Genomic DNA, 18,533 nt, shown 5'->3' on the forward strand with positions numbered 1-18,533 from the left:
CGTAAGGGGGGAGCCCTCATCCGACCGGCACAGCCCGGCGGGCGCCTCCGGCCCGGGCACCCCAGGCTGATCATGTGAGTATCAGCCAGGATCAGCTTCTCCGTTGCAGCGTCGCCGTCGACATCGGGGCCTCCCGCACCCGCGTCTACCTCAAGGGCATCGGCCTCGTCGTGGACGAGCCGAGCGCCGTCGCCATCAACTCCCGCACGGGCGCCCTGGTGGCCGTCGGCGGGCAGGCCGAGGCGATGACGGGTCGGACCCCCGCGCACATCCAGGTCGCCCGGCCCGTGGGGCCGAACGGCATCACCGACATCGAGATGGCCCAGCGCATGCTGCGCCACCTCATCCACGCCAAGGTGCGCAGATCCTGGCGCTTCCATCCCGCGCTGCGGGCCGCGGCCTGCACCCCGCACGACGTCGAGCCGCTGACGCAGCGGGCGATGATCGACACGCTGGCGGGGCTGGGCGCGAAGCGGGTGATCCTCGTCGACACCCTCATCGCCACGGCGGTGGGCTGCGGGCTGCCGGTGCTGGCCGCGGAGGGCACGCTGATCGTGGTGTGCGGTGCGGCGATGACGCAGATCGCGGTGCTGTCGCTGGGCAACGTCGTCGCCGCCGAGAAGGTGCCGGTGGGCGGGCAGGCCGTCGACCGGGCGCTGGTGGAGCATCTGCGCATCAACCACGAGGTGATGCTGCGCAGCCACACCGTCAGCCAGGTGCACCGCGAGCTGTCGCTCGCCGGCGCGCAGGGCGCGGCCACGCTGGAGGTGCTGGGCCGCGACGTGGTCTCGGGCCGCCCGCGTACGGTCCAGGTCGACCCGGCGGCGGTGGGGCAGGCGGCGGGGGTGCCGATGCTGGCGGTGCTGGACGGGATCCGCTCGGTGCTGCGGCGCTGCCCGCCGGATCTGGTGGCGGACATCGGGGACCGCGGGATCGTGCTGGCGGGCGAGAGCGCGACGATGCCGGGCCTGGAGAGCATGCTGCGTACGTCGGTGGGGCTGCCGGTCCACATCGCGGAACGCCCGGACGTGGCGGCGGTGGTGGGCCTCGGCTCGATGATCGAGAAGGGGGCTCCGCCGGAGTCCGTCCCCGACGCGACCTCGGGCCCGGCGAGCTTCCACGAGCCGACGACGGCGCCCGCCCCGCAGGCCAACCCGGCGGCCGACGTGCCCACGGAGGTCGCGACGGACTAGATGAGGGATTCTCAGGGGTCGTTGCGGTCAGTGGTCGTAGGCGATCAGTGACCGCTTGTCCGGGCGGCCGGTTCTGTCGTTGTGCCAACCGGACTTCCGGCGGAGACCTGCTGTGGAAGCCGACCTTTCCCCCACGTCTACTTGCGGCCCTGACCTTGAGAAGGCTTGGCCTGCGCGGCCTGATTCGGGGGCGGATAGGCGGTCCCGGCGCGGCCCCCCGGGGCGGAGGACTGAGGGGAAGTCCCAGGAGGCAAAGTCTGCGCGGCCCATTGTGAGGGCAAAGCGACGTTCGGATCAGATAGCGGGTTGGGCGCCCCCGCGTTGGCGCGGCTTGTCAACGCCCCCCGCTCATAAAACGCACCACCGCGATAGCCCTGTGCGATGGCACCACGGGCATTTTCACGGAGCCCCTCATGCTTGGTAAGCCGCTGGATCGCTTCCTGCCTCCGCCGCTCCATCTCAAGACCGTGCGGGAGACCAGGGCCTTCGCTGACAAGTTCCCCTCGGGCTACCGCACTTCTGGGATCCCAAATCTCCAGACCAGCTCCCAGAGCCATGGTGTATTCGATTTCCAGTTCGGTGAACTGCTGAGACTCAGCAGGCACAGCGCCTCCTTCTGGTGACCTTACAGGGGGTCACCTTCGTCACGTGGCCAAGACGCAACCGGTTCACCAGGCAGGCACGTGCGCAGGGCGAGGAGCACCATTGGCTGCCGTCGCGCTGAACGGCGGACCGCCGGTGGGCGTCGGCTGCGCCGACGGATCCGGCAGCGTGGTCAGTCCGCTCGTCGGGTTGCGCGCAGGACGACGTCGTCGACGTGGTGGGTGCTGGCCGCGCCGGGGGGCCGTGGCCGGGTTTCGTGGATCTCGACATGCCAGGTGCCGGGGTCGGCGCTGAGCGCGGCGGCGACCTCGTCGACCCCGACGAACGCCTCCGGGTCGTACATCCGGGTCTGGGTCGCCACGTCCACGGGGTCGCGCAGGGGGGTGAGGTCGTGATGCACGACCAGCAACGTGCCGCCGGGGGCGACGGCGGCGAGCAGGCTGCGCAGACCGCGCTGGTCGGGCGTGCGCTTGAACGAGCCGTACTGCAGCGAGACCAGGTCGAACGTCTCGGTGCCGAAGGGTGCGGGATCGTTGGCGTCGCCGCGTACGAGGCTGACGGCGAGCCCGCGGCGTTCGGCCTCGGCGCGCACCCGGGCGAGCGCGTTGCCGGAGATGTCGGTGGCGGTCACCTTCCAGCCGTGCCCGGCCAGCCACAGGGCGTCGGCGCCCTCGCCGGTTCCGACGTCGAGAGCCCGGCCCGGTGTCAGGGGGGTGGCCTCGTGGACGAGCGTGCCGTTGGGGTTGCCGCTCCACGCCCGGTCGGGCCCCCCGTAGCGGTGGTCCCAGTCGGCCTCCTCGCCCGAGCGCCGCGCGACGGCACGGAGGTCCTCCTCGGCGAGGCTGAAGGCGATCATGGCGCCGACCTGGCTGCCCTGGGCGGCCGACGGCAGTACCTGCAGGCTCGGGTCGGTGACGTTGCCGGCGGCGTAGACACCCGGTACGGCGGTCTCGCCGCGCGGGTCGACCGCGAGGACGTCACCGGCGCCGGTCGGGTGCGGGGTGGTGGTGAGCCCCACCCCGGCCAGCACGTCGGCGCGTGCCCGGAACCGCGAGCCGACCACGACGGCGTCGGCCTCAAGGACGCGGCCGTCGCCGAGCTCGACCCCGGACACCTCGCCGTCCGGCCCGGTGCGGACCCGGCTGACCTCGCCGCGCTCGACGATGACGCCGGAGGCGGTGAGGGTTTCGACGACTCCCTCGTCGAGCCCGGTCGGGTCGTGCAGCACGACGGCCATCCGGTCGGTCAGGTGCCGGAACAGCGGGGTCGGGTGGAGGCCCAGGGGGTGAGTGACGATCTGCACCAGGCGCTGGTCGCGCACCTCGAAGCCGTGGCAGAACGGGCAGTGGATCACGCCGCGCCCCCACCCCTCGGCGACGCCCTCGATCGCGGGGAGTTCGTCGGACAGGCCGGTCGCGGCGAGGACGCGCCGGGCCACCAGCGCATGCCCGCCGGTGAGGTCCAGCCGGAACCGGCCGTCGTCGCGGCGGTGCACCCCCACGACACGGCCGGAGAGCACCTCCCCACCGTACGTGCGTACCTCCGCACGCCCGGCCTCCGTCAGCTCGCCGGGCGCGCCCCCCTCGCGCCCCAGGTAGCCGTGCATGTGCGCGGCCGGGGCGTTGCGCGGGGTGCCGTCGTCGACCACGACGACGCTGCGCCGCTGGCGGGAGAGCTGCAGGGCGGCGGCGAGACCGGCGGCCGAGCCGCCGATCACGGCGACGTCGCAGTGACGCTCCAGGGTGAGGTGCTCGGCGTGGCTGTCGTGCTCGGCGTGGTCGCTCATGGGTCCGAAGGTACCTCGCACGACGATATCGGCAAGAGGTCTTGCGCAATCAGCAAGACGTGCCAGGATGGGAGCGTGAACGGAGTCGCCGACATCGAGGCCCTGGCGCGGACGCGCCTGCGCAGCATGCGCACCACCCTGGGTTACTCCCTCGACGAGCTGGCAGAGCGCACCAACCTCAGCCCGTCGACCATCAGCCGCGTCGAGACCGGCAAGCGCACGCTGAGCCTGGACGTGCTCGTACCGCTGGCCAACGCCCTCCAGGTGAGTCTCGACGTGCTCTTCGAGGTGCCCACCGACGACGACGTCGTGATCCGTCCGGTCGCGCACAGCAGCGGCACCCGGACGACGTGGCCGCTGAGCCGTCCCGACGGGCGCACGGTCGCGGTGAAGATGCGCCTGGAGCCGTCCGACGCGCCGCCCGGCCAACGGGTACACCCGGGCCACGACTGGTTCCTCGTGCTCGAAGGGCGCGTGCGGCTGTGGCTGGGCGAGCGGCGGATCGACGTCGAGGCGGGGGAGGCGGCGGAGTTCACGACCATGGTCCCGCACGCGATCACGGCCCTGGGCGGCCCGGCCGAATTGATCATGATCTTCGACCGCGACGGACAGCGCGCGCACGTGCACCACTGAGCGGGCCGCACCGGAACAGGGGACGGCCGCCGGCCCGCCTCACGCGGGGACGTGCACGGCCGAGACGCGGCTCGCCACCAGGCGTTCGCGTTCCCGGCGGTGGGCCCGCACGCGCAGCCGCAGGATCTGGGTGATTCCCAGGATCTGCAGGACGAAGATGCTCGCGAAGGCGATGCCGTAGCGGTCGCCCGTCGCGTCCAGCAGCAGCCCGACCGCCAGCAGCGTCGTCATCGAGGCCGTGAAGCCGCCCATGTTGACGATGCCGGACGCCGTGCCCAGCCGCTCCGGCGGGTTCGCCGGGCGGGCGAAGTCGAAGCCGATCATCGACGCCGGGCCGCACGCGCCCAGCACGCAGCACAGCACCACCAGCAGCCAGCCCGGCGCGTGCGCCCCGGGCCAGCTCAGCACCGTGCCCCACACCGCCGCCGTCGCGGCCACCGTGCCCAGCGCCAGCGGCAGCCGCGCCGCGTGGTGCCGGGCGACGAGCTGGCCGTAGACGAGGCCGACCGCCATGTTGGACAGCACCAGCAGGGTCAGCAGTTGGCCGGCCTCCGCGCGGCTCGCGCCCTGGGCCTCGACGAGGAACGGCAGCCCCCACAGCAGCAGGAAGACCATCGCCGGGAACTGGGTGGTGAAGTGCACCCAGAAGCCCAGCCGGGTGCCCGGCTCGCGCCAGGCGCCGGCTATCTGCCGGCGGATGCCGCGGCCGTGGTGGTCCTCGGGGGGCGGCGGGACGTAGTCGCGGGGCTGGTCGCGGAGGAAGAGCAGGACGAGGACGAGCATGACCGCGCCGGCCACCGCGCTGCCCGCGAAGGTCGGGGTCCAGCCGAACTCCTGGAGCATGCGGGAGAGCAGGAGCGTCGAGACCAGGTTGCCCGCCATCCCGACGAGCCCGGCGAGCTGCGCTATCAGCGGTCCGCGGCGGGCGGGGAACCAGCGCGCGCCGAGCCGCAGGATGCTGATGAACGTCATCGCGTCGCCGCAGCCGAGCAGCGCGCGGGAGGCGAGCGCGGCGCCGTACGTGCCGGAGAGCGCGAAGCCGAACTGCCCCGCCGTGTACAGCACGATGCCCATCGCCAGCACCCGGCGCGTGCCGAACCGGTCGACGAGCAGGCCGACGGGGATCTGCATGCCGGCGTAGACGAGGAGCTGGAGGATGGAGAAGCCGGAGAGGGCGGAGGCGCCGACGTCGAAGCGCTCGGCGGCGTCGATGCCGGCGACGCCCAGGCTCGTCCGGTACGTGACGGCGACGAAGTAGACGGCGACGCCGACGCCCCAGACGGCGGCGGCGGTCAGGCCGCCGGGTGGGTCGCCGGGCAGGCCGCGGGCGCCGGGGGCGCCCCCCGCGCGCACGGCGGTCACCGCAGGTCCCCGCGGAGCAGGTCCCGGACGGAGGCGACGTGCCCGTGGACCGCGGCGGCGACCGTGTCGGCGCTGCCGCCGCGCAGCGCCGACAGGATCTCGGCGTGCTCGGCGAGGGAGCGGTGCATACGGCCGGGCTGGGCGTTCATCAGGGCGACGCCCATGCGGAGCTGGCGGTCGCGGAGTTGGTCGTAGAGGCGGACGAGGATGTCGTTGCCGGCGTTGCGGACGATCGTGGCGTGGAAGCAGCGGTCGGTGGCGGCGGCCGCGGCGCGGTCGTCGGCCTCGACGTGCCGGCGCTGCTCCTCCAGCAGCTCTTCGAGCCGGGTGAGCAGCGCGGCGGGCGCGGGGACGGACCGGCGGGCGGCGTGCTCCTCGACGAGCATCCGGGTCTCGACGACGTCGGCGATCTCCTGCGCGGAGACGGGCAGGACGAACGCGCCCTTCTTCGGGTACAGCTCCAGCAGCCCCTCGGCCTGCAGCCGCAGCAGCGCCTCGCGCACGGGCGTACGGGAGACGCCGACGGCGTCGGCCAGCTCGCCCTCGGTGAGCATCGTGCCGCCCTCGTAACGCCGTTCGAGCACGCCCTGCTTGACGTGCGCGTAGACGCGGTCGGCGGCGGGGGCGGGCTTGACCGGGACGGCGGGGCTCGGGGGCATGCGCACAGCATAGATACAACAGGTATGCGTACGTCGCCGCCGTCCGCGATGCGGACAGAGGGTTCACGGGTACGCACGCGGACGCCCCCGGCGCCCGTCTGCGGGGCCGGGGGCGTGCGCGTTGCCTTCGTCGTACCGCCGTACGGGCGTCAGCCCCAGGTGAGCAGCCGCTTCGGCCGCTCCAGGACCGCCGCCACGTCCGCGAGCACCTTCGAGCCCAACTCCCCGTCGACGAGCCGGTGGTCGAAGGAGAGCGCGAGCGTCGTCACCTGCCGCGGCTTGACCTTGCCCTTGTGCACCCAGGGCTGCGGCCTGATCGCGCCGAAGGCGAGGATCGCCGGCTCGCCGGGGTTGAGGATCGGCGTACCGGTGTCGATCCCGAAGACCCCGACGTTGGTGATCGTCACCGTGCCACCCTGCATCGCCTCCGGCGTGGTCTTCCCCTCGCGGGCGGTGGCCACGAGACCGGCCAGCTCCGTGGCCAGCTCGGGGAGCGACCTGGCGTGCGCGTCCTTGATGTTCGGCACGATCAGGCCGCGGGGCGTGGCGGCGGCGATGCCCAGGTTCACGTAGTGCCTGCGGACGATCTCCTGACGCTCCTCGTCCCAGGCGGAGTTGACCTCGGGGTTGCGCCGGATCGCCAGCAGAAGGGCCTTGGCGACGAGCAGCAGCGGGTTGATCCGCAGCCCGGCGAGGTCGGGGTCCTCCTTCAGCTCCTGGACGAGCTTCACCGTGCGGGTGACGTCGACGGTGACGAACTCCGTGACGTGCGGCGCGGTGAAGGCGCTAGTGACCATCGCCTGGGCGGTGGCCTTGCGGACGCCCTTGATGGGGATACGGGTCTCGCGGGCGCCCGGGGCCGGTTCCGCGGCGGGGGCGGCCTGCGGTTCCGGCTGCGCGGGCTGCGCCGCGGGTGCGGCTTCCGCGGGCGCGGCCGGGGCCGGCGCGGGGGCCGCGGCGGCGTGGACGTCGTCGCGGGTGACGACGCCGCCGTCGCCGGTGGGCACGACGGCGGTCAGGTCGACGCCGAGGTCCTTGGCGAGCTTGCGCACGGGCGGCTTGGCGAGGACGCGACCGCCTGCGGTGCCGCCTGCGGCGGGCGCGGCGGGTGCCGCGGCGGCGGAGCCGCCCGGCGCGGAGGCGCCGTGGCCGGTGCCCGGGGCCGCCGTGCCGGCGGGGCCGCCGGGTGCCTGCGGCGCCTCGGGTGCCGCGGTCCCGCCGTTCAGTTCCGCCTGGATCGCCGCCGCAGCCGCCGGCTCGGCGCCGGGCTGCGGCTTGCGGGGCCGGCGCTTCGTCGAGCCCTGCGATACGCCGTAGCCGACGAGCACCGGCTGCCGCTTGGCACCGCCGGACTCCGCGACCGGCTCGGCGGGCTGCGCCTCGGGCGCCGGCCCGGCGGGCTCGCCGCCGCCCGGTGCGGGTGCGGGTGCGGCGTCGGACGACGGGGTCGCGGTCCCACCGGGTCCGGGGGCGGCCCCGGGAGCCGCGGCCCCGGGTTCCGTGTCGACCGCGATGATCGGCGTTCCCACGTCGACCGTGTCGCCCTCGGCGAAGCGGATCTCCTGCACCACCCCGTCGTACGGGATCGGCAGTTCGACCGCCGCCTTCGCCGTCTCCACCTCGCACACGACCATGCCGTCGTGCACTTCGTCGCCGGGCCGGACGTACCACTTGAGGATCTCCGCCTCCGTCAGGCCCTCGCCCACGTCGGGCAGCCTGAACTCGCGGAGGCGCGCGGTGTTGCTCATGGTCTCGGACACGCTCCCTCTTCAGTACGCAAGCGCGCGGTCGACGGCATCGAGCACGCGGTCCAGGTTGGGGAGGTACTCCTCCTCCAGCCTCGCCGGCGGGTACGGCGCGTGGAAGCCGCCGACGCGCAGCACCGGGGCCTCCAGATGGTAGAAGCACCGCTCCGTGATGCGCGCGGCGATCTCGCCGCCGGAGCCGTAGAACACCGGGGCCTCGTGCACGACGACCAGCCTGCCGGTCTTCTCCACCGAGCGCTGCACGGCGTCGAAGTCGATCGGCGACATCGAGCGCAGGTCCAGGACCTCCAGCGACGTGCCCTCCTCGGCCGCCGCCGCGGCGACCTCCAGGCACGTCTTCACCATCGGCCCGTACGCCGCGAGGGTGAGGTCCGTGCCCTCCCGGGCGACCCGCGCCTCGTGCAGCGCCATCGGAATGGCGGAGCCCGCGGCGAAGCCGCTGTCAGGCAGAGAGACCTCGCCCTTGTCCCAGTAGCGCCGCTTGGGCTCGAAGAAGATCACCGGGTCGTCGCTGGCGATGGCCTGCTGCAGCATCCAGTACGCGTCCGCGGGCGTCGAGGGCGAGACGCACTTCAACCCCGCCACGTGCGCGAACAGCGCCTCGGGCGACTCGCTGTGGTGCTCCACCGCGCCGATGCCGCCGCCGTAGGGGATCCGGATGACGACCGGCAGCTTGACCCTGCCCAGCGCCCGCGCGTGCATCTTCGCGAGCTGCGTGACGATCTGGTCGTACGCGGGGAAGACGAACCCGTCGAACTGGATCTCCACCACCGGCCGGTACCCGCGCAGCGCCAGCCCGATCGCGGTGCCGACGATGCCGGACTCGGCCAGCGGCGAGTCGATGACCCGGTCCTCGCCGAAGTCCTTCTGCAGCCCGTCGGTGACGCGGAAGACGCCGCCGAGCTTGCCGACGTCCTCGCCGAGGACGAGCACCTTGGCGTCGTCCTCCATGGCCGTGCGCAGCGAGGCGTTGATCGCCTTGGCCAGTGCCATCTTCTCGACCGCCATGGTCAGTGCCCCTTCCCGGCGGCGGCGCCCGCCTCGTCCGCGAAGGACGCCAGGTACGCCGCGTACTGCGTGCGTTCCTCGTCCACGACGGCGTGCCCGTCGGCGTAGATGTTCTCGAAGATGGCCATCGGGTCCGGGTCCGCCATGGTCCTGATGGCCTCGCGCACCCGCTTGGCCAGCGCGTCGCTCTCCTCGTCGAGTTCCGCGAAGAACGCCTCGTCGGCGAGGTGCTCCCGCTCCAGCAGGGTGCGCAGCCGCAGGATCGGGTCCTTGGCCTCCCAGGCGGCGCGCTCGTCGTCGCGGCGGTAGCGGGTGGGGTCGTCGGAGGTGGTGTGGGCGCCCATGCGGTAGGTGTACGCCTCGATCAGCATCGGGCCCTGGCCGGAGCGCGCGTGCTCCAGCGCCTTGCGGGTGACGGCGAGCACGGCGAGCACGTCGTTGCCGTCGACCCGCACGCCGGGGAAGCCGTAGCCGGCGGCGCGGCGGTAGAGCGGGACGCGGGACTGGCGCTCGGTCGGCTCGGAGATGGCCCACTGGTTGTTCTGGCAGAAGAAGACGACCGGGGCGTTGTAGACGGCGGCGAAGGTGAACGACTCGGCGACGTCGCCCTGGCTGGACGCGCCGTCGCCGAAGTACGCCACGACGGCGGAGTCGGCGCCGTCCTTGGCGACGCCCATGGCGTAGCCGGTGGCGTGCAGCGTCTGGGAGCCGATGACGATCGTGTAGAGGTGGAAGTTGTTGCCGTTCGGGTCCCAGCCGCCGTTGTTCACGCCGCGGAACATGCCGAGCAGCAGGGTCGGATCCACGCCGCGGCACCAGGCGACGCCGTGCTCGCGGTACGTGGGGAAGACGTAGTCGTCCTCGCGGGTCGCCCGGCCGGAGCCGACCTGGGCGGCCTCCTGGCCGAGCAGCGAGGGCCACAGGCCCAGCTCGCCCTGGCGCTGGAGGGTGACGGCCTCGGCGTCGAAGCGGCGGGTGAGGACCATGTCGCGGTAGAGGCCGCGCAGCTCCTCGGGGCTCGGGTCGACGGCGTACTCGGGGTGCTCGACGCGCTCGCCCTCGGGGGTGAGGAGCTGGACCAGCTCGGGGACGTCGGCAGAGCCGTGGGGCGAGGGCCTGGTGGGTGCCGTCGCCTTCTTGGCCGCCTTGGCCGTCTTGGCCGCCTTCGCGGTCTCCTTCGTGGCCTTCTTGGCAGGCGCCGTCTTCTGGGCAGGCGCAGTCTTCTTCGCGGGTGCCGCCTTCTTCGCGGCCTTCGCCGCGGTCTTCTTGGCGGCGGCCTTCTTCGCGGGCGCCGCGGACGCCGCGGGCGTCCCGGGCGCCGCCGTCGCGGCCGCGCTCCCGCCGTCGCTCCCGCTGGTGCGCTTGCTGCTGCGGCGCGGGTCGCGCGCGGCAGTGCTCTCGGTCACGGTCTCTCCTGACGTCTCTCCGGCCCCCGGGATCGCCGGTGGCCTTCGGTCCCCCGCGGCAGCGGAGGGCGGCTCACCCGATTCCCCTCCGTGCACGGGGTGGGTGCACCGAGGAGGGTCGGGGGTGACAGGCGCCCGGCATCCTTCCCACTGGCAGGCACGTTACACAGTGGTCCGCTGCTTCGCGAAGCGGTCCTGACCTGCGGTTTTGCTTTGATTTCCTAGTAATGCAGGAGCCGGCTCGCCTCGTCGGCATCAGGTCCACTGGTCACAGCCTCGCAGGCTGCCGGGACACTGGCACGTTATCCCGGCGGCCGTGAGCGCGGGAAGACCCGGTGTGTGAGACTGACAGAGTGGGCATAGATGGACGAATCACCGTATTCCTGCTCGATGACCACGAAGTGGTCCGTCGGGGGGTACACGAGATGCTTCAGGCCGAGCCGGACATCGAGGTCGTCGGCGAGGCCGGCACCGCCGCCGACGCGCTCGTCCGCATCCCGGCGGTACGGCCGGACGTGGCCGTGCTCGACGTCCGGCTGCCGGACGGCAGCGGCGTCGAGGTGTGCCGGGAGATCCGCTCCCGGGACGAGAGCATCAAGTGCCTCATGCTCACCTCGTTCGCCGACGACGAGGCCCTTTTCGACGCGATCATGGCGGGCGCGTCCGGGTACGTGCTGAAGGCCATCCGCGGCAACGAGCTGCTGACCGCCGTACGCGACGTCGCCGCCGGCAAGTCGCTGCTCGACCCGGTGGCCACCGCCCGGGTGCTGGAGCGGCTGCGCGCCGGCGGGCGCGGCCGGGAGGACGAGCGGCTGGCCGGGCTGACGGACCAGGAGCGCAGGATCCTCGACCTGATCGGCGAGGGGCTGACGAACCGGGCCATCGGCGAACGGCTGCACCTGGCCGAGAAGACGATCAAGAACTACGTGTCCAGCCTGCTGTCGAAGCTGGGCATGGAGCGCCGGTCCCAGGCGGCGGCGTACGTCGCCCGCCGCCAGGCGGAACAGGGCGGCGGCGGCGACCGCGGCGGCGACCGCGAGGGGTAGGACCGCGCCCCGGGGGCGGACGGCCCGGGTCAGCCCTCCGTGCCGGCGCTGCCGCCGGTGGTCTCCCCGGTCGTCTCGCCGGTGGTCTCCCCGGTCGTCTCGCCCGTCGTCTCGCCCGTGGTCTCCCCGGTCGTCTCGCCGGTCGTCTCCCCCGTGGTCTCGCCCGTCGTGCCGCCCTGCGTGCCGCCCTCGGTCGTGCTGCCGCTGCCCTCGCTCGTCGTGCCGCCGACGTCCTCCGTCGGCTCGCTGGGCGATCCCGTCGGGCTGCCGGTGTCCGTCGGGGAGTCCGTGGGCGACGTCTCCGGCGGCGGCTCGGTGGTGTCCTCCCACGTGGGGTCGTCGTCCTCGTACGTCGGCTCTTCCTCCGTGGGCGACGGCGTGTCCTTCTCCGTCTCCTTGTCCTTCGTCGGCGACGGCTCCTGCGTCGAGGGCGACGGCGGCGCCTGCTTCGGGCGGTCCTCGTCCCCGCCGCTCAGCGCGAAGGCCACGCCCATCACTATGGCGACCACCGCCAGCGCCGCGATCGCCCACACCTTCCCGCGCCCGCGGCCCGCCCGGCGCGGGCCGGGCTCGAAGCCGCCGTCGTCAGGACCGCGCTGCCGCAGCAGCGGCTGCTGCGGGGTGTCGGCGCCCGCGGAGGCCAGCGCCGCGGTGGCGGCGGTGGCGCCGACGGCCGGGGTGCCCATCGGCGGCGTACCGCCGACGGCGACGTCGCCGGTGTCCCACGTGCCGGTGTGCGGGCCGACGTCGCGCAGCATGCGCAGCGCGTACTGCAGGAGGCCGAGCATCTCGTCGGCGGTCTGGAAGCGGTCGTCCGGCTCCTTGGCCAGCGCGCGCATCACCAGGCCGTCCAGCTCCGGCGGCGCGTCCGCGCTGATCTGGGACGGCGGCACGGCGTTGTCCTGCGCGTGCTGGTAGACCACGGACAGCGGGGTCTCGCCGACGAACGGCGGCCGGCCGGTCAGCAGCTCGTACAGCAGACAGCCGACGGCGTAGAGGTCGGAGCGGGTGTCGACGGCCCGGCCGAGCGCCTGCTCGGGGGAGAGGTACTGCGGCGTGCCCATGACCATGCCGGTCTGCGTCATGGTGGAGGCCGCGCCGTGCAGCGCGCGGGCGATGCCGAAGTCCATCACCTTCACCGCGCCGGTGGTGGTGATGATGACGTTCGCGGGCTTGATGTCGCGGTGGACGATGCTGTGCTGATGGCTGTACGCCAGCGCCTCCAGCACCCCCGAGATGATCAGCAGCGCCTGGTCGGGCGGCGGGATCTCGGCGCCGGTCAGCAGCTCCTTGATCGTCCGGCCCTCGACGAGCTCCATGACGATGTACGGCACGGTGCTGCCGGCGACCTGGTCCTCGCCCGAGTCGTACACCGCGACGACCGCGTGGTGGTTCAGGCCCGCGACCGACTGCGCCTCGCGCGTGAACCGGGCCTTGGAGACCGGGTCCTCGGCGAGGTCGCTGCGCAGCAGCTTGACCGCCACCTCGCGGCCGAGACGCACGTCCTCCGCGGCGAAGACCTCGGCCATGCCGCCGCGGCCGAGGCGGCGGGTCAGCCGGTAGCGCCCGTCCCCGACGAGCCCGCCGACGCCCCAGTTCTCCGGAGAGTCAGCCATACCGCCGCGGCCCGGCCCGTTCGCCGACGGCTCCTCGGGGGGCTCCGTCTGTGACATCAGTTCCTCGCGGTGGTTCGGTCTCGTCGTCGTCTCGTCGGTGTTCCGTCGTCCATCCGGTTACGAGGCACGCTACCTCCTGCCCCCGACACACCGGATCCCGCTGAACGGAACATGCAACCGGGTAGGGGGGTCCGTACGCAAATCCCCGACGGGTCCGGTGGGGATCGGCGGCGGGCACCGGGCAGGCGCCGACGCGCGACGCGTGACGGGTAAAGGGGGTGCAAAGGGGACCGCGCAAGGGGGCAGGTGGTCACGGAACGGGCAACCCGCTTGACCTCTCCTCTGCCTGAGGCAGACTTTCAGCATCAGGCAGGCACCCGGGGGAGATTCCAGCATGACCGAGTACGGCGGCCAGGACGACTACGCCGGTCGATCCGTGGGGGGCGGCCGCTACCAGCTCCTCGACCTGCTGGGCACGGGCGGCATGGCCTCCGTCCACCTCGCCCACGACAGCGTTCTCGACCGCCAGGTCGCGGTGAAGACGCTCCACACCGAGCTCGGCCGGGAGGACTCCTTCCGCGAGCGCTTCCGCCGCGAGGCCCAGGCCGTCGCCCGGCTCTCGCACCCGAACGTCGTCTCCGTGTTCGACACCGGCGAGGACCGCTTCGCCGGCGACGGCGGCGGGCCCGTGCCGTACATCGTCATGGAGTACGTCGAGGGCCGCCCGCTGCGCGCGGTGCTCGACGAGGACGTGGCGCGCTTCGGCGCGATGCAGACCGAGAAGGCGCTGCGGATCGTCTCGGACGTGCTGGCCGCGCTCGACGCCAGCCACGAGATGGGCCTCGTCCACCGCGACATCAAGCCGGGGAACGTCATGATGACGCGCCGCGAGCAGGTCAAGGTGATGGACTTCGGCATCGCCCGCGCCGTGCAGTCCGGCGTCACGTCGATGACGCAGACGGGCATGGTCGTCGGCACCCCGCAGTACCTCTCCCCCGAGCAGGCCCTGGGCCGCGGCGTGGACGCCCGCTCCGACCTGTACTCGGTGGGCGTGATGCTCTTCGAGCTGCTGACCGGGCGGCTGCCGTTCGACGCGGACTCGCCGCTGGCCATCGCGTACGCGCACGTGCAGGAGCAGCCGCCGGCGCCGTCGTCCATCAACGTGACGGTGCCGCCGGTGGTCGACGCGCTGGTGGCGCGGGCGCTGGCGAAGAACCCCGACGAGCGGTTCGCGAGCGCCGAGCAGATGCGCGACGAGGTGCGCCGGGCGGGCGGCATGACGCCGCCGGGCGCGATGCCGTCCGTCATCGCGGGCGAGCACGCGCGCGACTCGGGCGCGGGTGTCGGCTCGGCGGTGTTCCCGCCGGTCAACCCGTACCAGTCGCCGCCCCCGGGCGCCGCTGCCGCCACCCCGTACCAGCCGATGCAGCAGCAGGGGTTCGGCCCGGCGCAGCCGCCGCAGCCTCAGCACGGGGGGTACTCCACTCCCCAGCCCTACTCGCTCAGCCCGCACGCGACGCCCGCCGGCGGTGCCGGGAACGGGGGCGGGGGGAACCGCAACGTCGCGGTCATCGCGCTGACCGTCGTCATCGCCGTCACGGTGATCGCGGCGGCCGTCATCGTCATCGCGCTCAACAGCGGCGGCGACGGCAAGCCCGAGGCCAAGCAGACCGGCGGGACCCAGCAGAGCGACCCCAACTCCGACCCGACCGGCGGCACCGCAGAGCCCGCTGACGACGGCGGCGCGGAGGGCACCGACGGCGGCACGGGCGAGGGCGGCATGATCCCGCCGGACCGGTCCCGCACGATCGACAAGACCCGCTGCACCGAGCCGCTGACCGACCCCCAGAACGAGGACCTGGTCAGGGTGCCCGACTTCACCTTCAAGGACTACCAGTCGGTGCGCGAGTGCCTCCGCGCGGCGCAGTGGTCGTACGAGGTGGACGAGGAGCCCGACGAGCTGTGGGGCAAGGACACGGTGCTGGAGCAGAACTTCGACGAGTACGACGAGTACTTCGACCCGTCGAAGGACAAGCTGGAGCTCGTCATCGCCACGGGCTACCCGGAGTAGAAACCGCACGCACGGCTCGGGCCGGGCTTCGTCCCCTGGACGAACCCGGCCCGTCGCCGTGTGGGCGGTGTGCGGTGGAGCGGTGGAGCGCCCGGTCCCGCGTCAGAGGTACGGGCCGCCGCTGCGGCCGTGCTCCGGGCCCACCTCGCCCTGGTCGTCGCCGCCGAGACTGCCGGGCGGCAGGGCCCGGCGCATCTGTTCGAGCTGCGCCCGCGCGGCCATCTGCTGCGCGAACAGCGTGGTCTGGATGCCGTGGAAGAGCCCTTCGAGCCAGCCGACCAACTGCGCCTGCGCGATGCGCAGCTCCGCCTCCGTCGGCACGGTCTCGTCGGTGAACGGCAGCGTCAGCCGCTCCAGCTCGTCGATCAGGTCGGGCGCGAGGCCGTCCTCCAGCTCCTTCACCGAGCTGGAGTGGATCTCCTTCAGCCGGGCGCGGCTCGCCTCGTCCAGAGGCGCGGCCCGTACCTCCTCCAGCAACTGCTTGATCATGCTGCCGATGCGCATGACCTTCGCCGGCTGCTCGACCTTGTCCGTCAGGGGGATCTCGCGGCTCTCCTCGTCCGCGCCGCCGTCGCCCGGCGCGACGGTCCCGCGTGCCATGCCGTCGGGTCCTACCACCACCACCTGGGGGGAATCTGACGGGCGCTCGTTGCTCGGAGTATTCATGCGTCCATTGTCGCGCACGGGCCGGGCGGCGGGGGTGCCGGGATCTTGGGCGGCGGGGGTGGATCTCATGGGCCGGGACGGGGTGCCGGTCGGAGCGCTCGGGGGCCATCCGGAGGTCTCGGGGTCAGCGGCGGCGGAGGCGGAGGGCGAAGTACGCCAGGCCCAGGCCGGTGAGGGCCATGCCGGTGCCGAGGGGCAGCACGCGGTCCGCCGTGCGGGAGCTGCGCCGCGGAGGGCGGTCGGCGGCGTCGGCCTGGGCGTCCGGGACGAAGGTGAGGCTCTGCGCCGGGGCCGGGGTGTGGTCGGTGCCGGGTACGGGGGCGTTGCTGCTGCGGTACGGGGCGGGGTCGCGGGGGCGGACGTGCGGGGGGCCCGGAGGGCCGGGGGCGGGAGCGGAGGCGCGGGGGCGGTCGGGGCGGCCCGGGCGGCCGGGGCGGCCGGGGCGGTGGCCCCGGGGGCGGTCGCGGGCGGCGTCGCGGCGCTTGCCGTGGGGGGTGGGAGTGGTTGCGGGGGAGCGGTCGGCGTGCGGGGACCGGGGGGCGGTGGGGCGGTCCGGGCGCGGGGCCGCGGGCGGTGCCGGAGGGCAGGGGCGGGGGGTGCGGTCCCGGTTCGGCGGGCCGGGGCGGGGCGGGACGGGGGGTGCGGGCCGGTCGGCACCGGGGGCGCGGGGTTCCCCGGGGGCGCCGGGGGGCGGTGGGCCGGGGGGCCCGGGGCGGCGCGGGCGGTCGGGGCGGGGTGGCGCGGTGACGTCGCCGGGGGGTGGGGCGGTGTCCGGGCGACCGGGGTGGCGACGGCCTTCGCCGGCGCCGTTGCCGGCGAGGCGGTCGGGGCGGCGGGGGCGGTCGGCGTCGCGGTCGCGGTCGTGATCACGGTCGGGGTCCGGGTCGGGGTCGCGGTCGTGATCGCGGTCACGGTCGCGGTCGGCGTCGCGCTCACGGTCGTGATCGCCGTCGGCGTCGCGGTCGCGGTCCTCGTCGCGATCGGAGGGGCGTGCCGCGGTGCGGGGGCGGTCGTCTCCGGTGCCGGGACGGTCGTCCGCGGTACGGGGGCGGTCCGGCGCCGCGCGCGGGCGGCTGCCCGGCCTGCCATGCCCGGCCTCCGGCGCACCGCGGCCGCGGCCGGCGGCCTGGTTCGCCGACGTCCCCGCGGCGCGGGCGCGCTCGGTCACCGCGCCCTCCCGGGCCGTCCCGGGGCGGGTGCCGGTCCGCGCCGCGGCGCCCGCCGCGTGCGGCGTCCCGCGCTGCTCCCCGTACGCCGTCGGCCGCCCCGCGCCGCCGCCCGCCGGCGCGCTTCCGTGCGCGAGCTCCTGCCCCGCCACGGTCCCCTGCCACAGCACCACCGCCACCACCCCGGCCGCGAGGCGCGGACGACGTGCGGGAGCAGCCACGGCGGAGACCCTTCCGTGCCGGCAGTGCTGACCCGACCAGAGTCACATAATCCGATAATGCCGACATTCGGGGCTACGCCGTGCGGGTGGCCGGCCCGCACGGCGCCACGCCGGTCGCGTACCCGCCCGTCACGTCGTCAGCAGCAGCTTCCCCACGTGCGCGCTCGACTCCATCACCCGGTGCGCCTCCGCCGCCTGCTGCACCGGCAGCGTCCGGTCCACGATCGGCCGCACCCGGTCCGCCTCCACCAGCGGCCACACGTGCTCCCGTACCGCCGACACGATCGCCGCCTTCTCTCCCGGCGGCCGGCCGCGCAGCGACGTCGCCGTGATCGCCCCGCGCTTGGCCAGCAGCGCGCCGAGGTTCAGCTCCCCCTTCCCGCCGCCCTGCAGCCCGATCACCGCGATCCGGCCATTGACCGCCAGCGCCTTCACGTTCTGCGCCAGGTACGCCGCGCCGACGATGTCCAGGATCACGTCCGCGCCCGCGCCCTCCGTGGCGGCGCGCACCTCCTTGACGAAGTCCTGCTCGCGGTAGTTGACGAGCACGTCCGCGCCCAGCTCGCGGCAGTACTCCAGCTTCTCCGCGCTGCCCGCCGTCACCGCCACCCGGGCGCCGACCGCCTTGGCCAACTGCACCGCCATCGTGCCGATGCCGCTGCCGCCGCCGTGCACGAGCAGCGTCTCGCCGGGGCGCAGGTGCGCGATCATGAACACGTTCGACCAGACCGTGCACGCCACTTCGGGCAGCGCGGCGGCGGTCACCGCGTCGTGCCCGCGCGGTACGGGCAGCAGTTGCCCGGCCGGCACCGCGACCTTCTCCGCGTACCCGCCGCCGGCGAGCAGCGCGCACACCTCGTCGCCGACCTGCCAGTCGCTCACTCCCGCGCCGAGCGCGGCGATCCGTCCCGCGCACTCCAGTCCGGGGTACGGGGACGCGCCGGCGGGCGGTTCGTAGAACCCCTGGCGCTGCAGCACGTCCGCGCGGTTCACACCGGCGGCAGCCACCTCGATCAGCACTTCGCCTTGCGCCGGCACGGGGTCGGGTACCTCGGCCCAGACGAGCGCGTCGGGGCCGCCGGGCTCTGAGATGGTGATCGCATGCATGCGGTGGACGCTACTACTCCGCGTCGTCCGGGCGGTCCCGTTCGTCCCTCCCGCCCCGCTCGCCGTTGCGGTTCCGGCCACGGCCGGGCTCGCGGTCGCGGTCCGCACCGCCCAGCTCGCCGTGCGCGCCGTAGCCCCTGGGGTCCCTGGCGCCCCTGGAGTCACGGATGTCGTCGTAGTCCCGGTGGCCGCGGTCCCGGCGCCCGCCGAGGTCCCAGCCACCC

General features: G+C 74.0%; 14 protein-coding genes. 4 read left to right on the forward strand and 10 right to left on the reverse strand.

Features of this window, described 5'->3' with window-relative positions:
- The first annotated feature begins 74 nt into the window (after nt 1–74).
- Nucleotides 75–1,193 (forward strand): rod shape-determining protein, encoded by a 1,119-nt coding sequence (locus tag O7599_RS19375; RefSeq protein WP_281616867.1) that lies wholly within the window; start codon nt 75–77, stop codon nt 1,191–1,193.
- A gap of 775 nt (nt 1,194–1,968) precedes the next feature.
- On the opposite strand, the gene O7599_RS19380 is transcribed toward O7599_RS19375, so the two are convergent.
- On the reverse strand, nt 1,969–3,582 hold the full coding sequence (locus O7599_RS19380) for a bifunctional NAD(P)/FAD-dependent oxidoreductase/class I SAM-dependent methyltransferase (protein ID WP_281616868.1): 1,614 nt from the start codon (nt 3,580–3,582) through the stop codon (nt 1,969–1,971).
- 75 nt (nt 3,583–3,657) lie between these two features.
- On the opposite strand from O7599_RS19380, the gene O7599_RS19385 reads away from it, so the two are divergent.
- A complete protein-coding gene (locus tag O7599_RS19385; RefSeq protein ID WP_281616869.1) occupies nt 3,658–4,215 on the forward strand; it encodes an XRE family transcriptional regulator in 558 nt (185 codons plus the stop codon).
- Between the two features lie 39 nt (nt 4,216–4,254).
- On the opposite strand, the gene O7599_RS19390 is transcribed toward O7599_RS19385, so the two are convergent.
- The 5 genes from O7599_RS19390 to pdhA all read right to left on the reverse strand — a co-directional run bounded on the left by O7599_RS19390 (nt 4,255) and on the right by pdhA (nt 10,416).
- A complete protein-coding gene (locus O7599_RS19390; RefSeq protein WP_281616870.1) occupies nt 4,255–5,577 on the reverse strand; it encodes an MFS transporter in 1,323 nt (440 codons plus the stop codon).
- Nucleotides 5,574–6,236 carry a GntR family transcriptional regulator gene (locus tag O7599_RS19395; RefSeq protein WP_281616871.1) on the reverse strand — a complete coding sequence of 221 codons (663 nt, stop codon included), beginning with the start codon at nt 6,234–6,236 and terminating at the stop codon, nt 5,574–5,576. Before O7599_RS19395 ends, O7599_RS19390 begins: the two co-directional genes overlap by 4 nt.
- A gap of 149 nt (nt 6,237–6,385) precedes the next feature.
- Nucleotides 6,386–7,984: a dihydrolipoamide acetyltransferase family protein gene (locus O7599_RS19400; RefSeq protein WP_281623439.1), complete on the reverse strand. Its 1,599-nt coding sequence runs from the start codon at nt 7,982–7,984 to the stop codon at nt 6,386–6,388.
- A gap of 21 nt (nt 7,985–8,005) precedes the next feature.
- Nucleotides 8,006–9,010, reverse strand: a complete 1,005-nt coding sequence (locus O7599_RS19405) for an alpha-ketoacid dehydrogenase subunit beta (protein ID WP_281616872.1) — start codon at nt 9,008–9,010, stop codon at nt 8,006–8,008.
- A gap of 2 nt (nt 9,011–9,012) precedes the next feature.
- Nucleotides 9,013–10,416: a pyruvate dehydrogenase (acetyl-transferring) E1 component subunit alpha gene (gene pdhA, locus O7599_RS19410; protein WP_281616873.1), complete on the reverse strand. Its 1,404-nt coding sequence runs from the start codon at nt 10,414–10,416 to the stop codon at nt 9,013–9,015.
- 353 nt (nt 10,417–10,769) lie between these two features.
- Between pdhA and O7599_RS19415 the strand changes: the two genes are divergently transcribed.
- A complete protein-coding gene (locus O7599_RS19415) occupies nt 10,770–11,462 on the forward strand; it encodes a response regulator transcription factor (RefSeq protein WP_281616874.1) in 693 nt (230 codons plus the stop codon).
- Nucleotides 11,463–11,491: 29 nt separating this feature from the next.
- On the opposite strand, the gene O7599_RS19420 is transcribed toward O7599_RS19415, so the two are convergent.
- Nucleotides 11,492–13,135, reverse strand: coding sequence for a protein kinase (locus O7599_RS19420; RefSeq protein ID WP_281616875.1), 1,644 nt, complete (start codon nt 13,133–13,135; stop codon nt 11,492–11,494).
- 337 nt (nt 13,136–13,472) lie between these two features.
- Between O7599_RS19420 and O7599_RS19425 the strand changes: the two genes are divergently transcribed.
- Entirely contained in the window at nt 13,473–15,149 is a 1,677-nt protein-coding gene (locus O7599_RS19425) for a protein kinase (RefSeq protein WP_281616876.1), read from the forward strand.
- A gap of 102 nt (nt 15,150–15,251) precedes the next feature.
- On the opposite strand, the gene O7599_RS19430 is transcribed toward O7599_RS19425, so the two are convergent.
- The 3 genes from O7599_RS19430 to O7599_RS19440 all read right to left on the reverse strand — a co-directional run bounded on the left by O7599_RS19430 (nt 15,252) and on the right by O7599_RS19440 (nt 18,309).
- Nucleotides 15,252–15,815 carry a bacterial proteasome activator family protein gene (locus tag O7599_RS19430; protein ID WP_281616877.1) on the reverse strand — a complete coding sequence of 188 codons (564 nt, stop codon included), beginning with the start codon at nt 15,813–15,815 and terminating at the stop codon, nt 15,252–15,254.
- A 124-nt stretch (nt 15,816–15,939) separates the two neighbouring features.
- A complete protein-coding gene (locus O7599_RS19435) occupies nt 15,940–17,202 on the reverse strand; it encodes a hypothetical protein (protein ID WP_281616878.1) in 1,263 nt (420 codons plus the stop codon).
- Nucleotides 17,203–17,331: 129 nt separating this feature from the next.
- On the reverse strand, nt 17,332–18,309 hold the full coding sequence (locus O7599_RS19440; protein ID WP_281616879.1) for an NAD(P)H-quinone oxidoreductase: 978 nt from the start codon (nt 18,307–18,309) through the stop codon (nt 17,332–17,334).
- Between the last annotated feature and the right edge of the window lie 224 nt (nt 18,310–18,533).

It is taken from the genome of Streptomyces sp. WMMC500, assembly GCF_027497195.1.
Classification (GTDB): Bacteria; Actinomycetota; Actinomycetes; order Streptomycetales; family Streptomycetaceae; genus Streptomyces.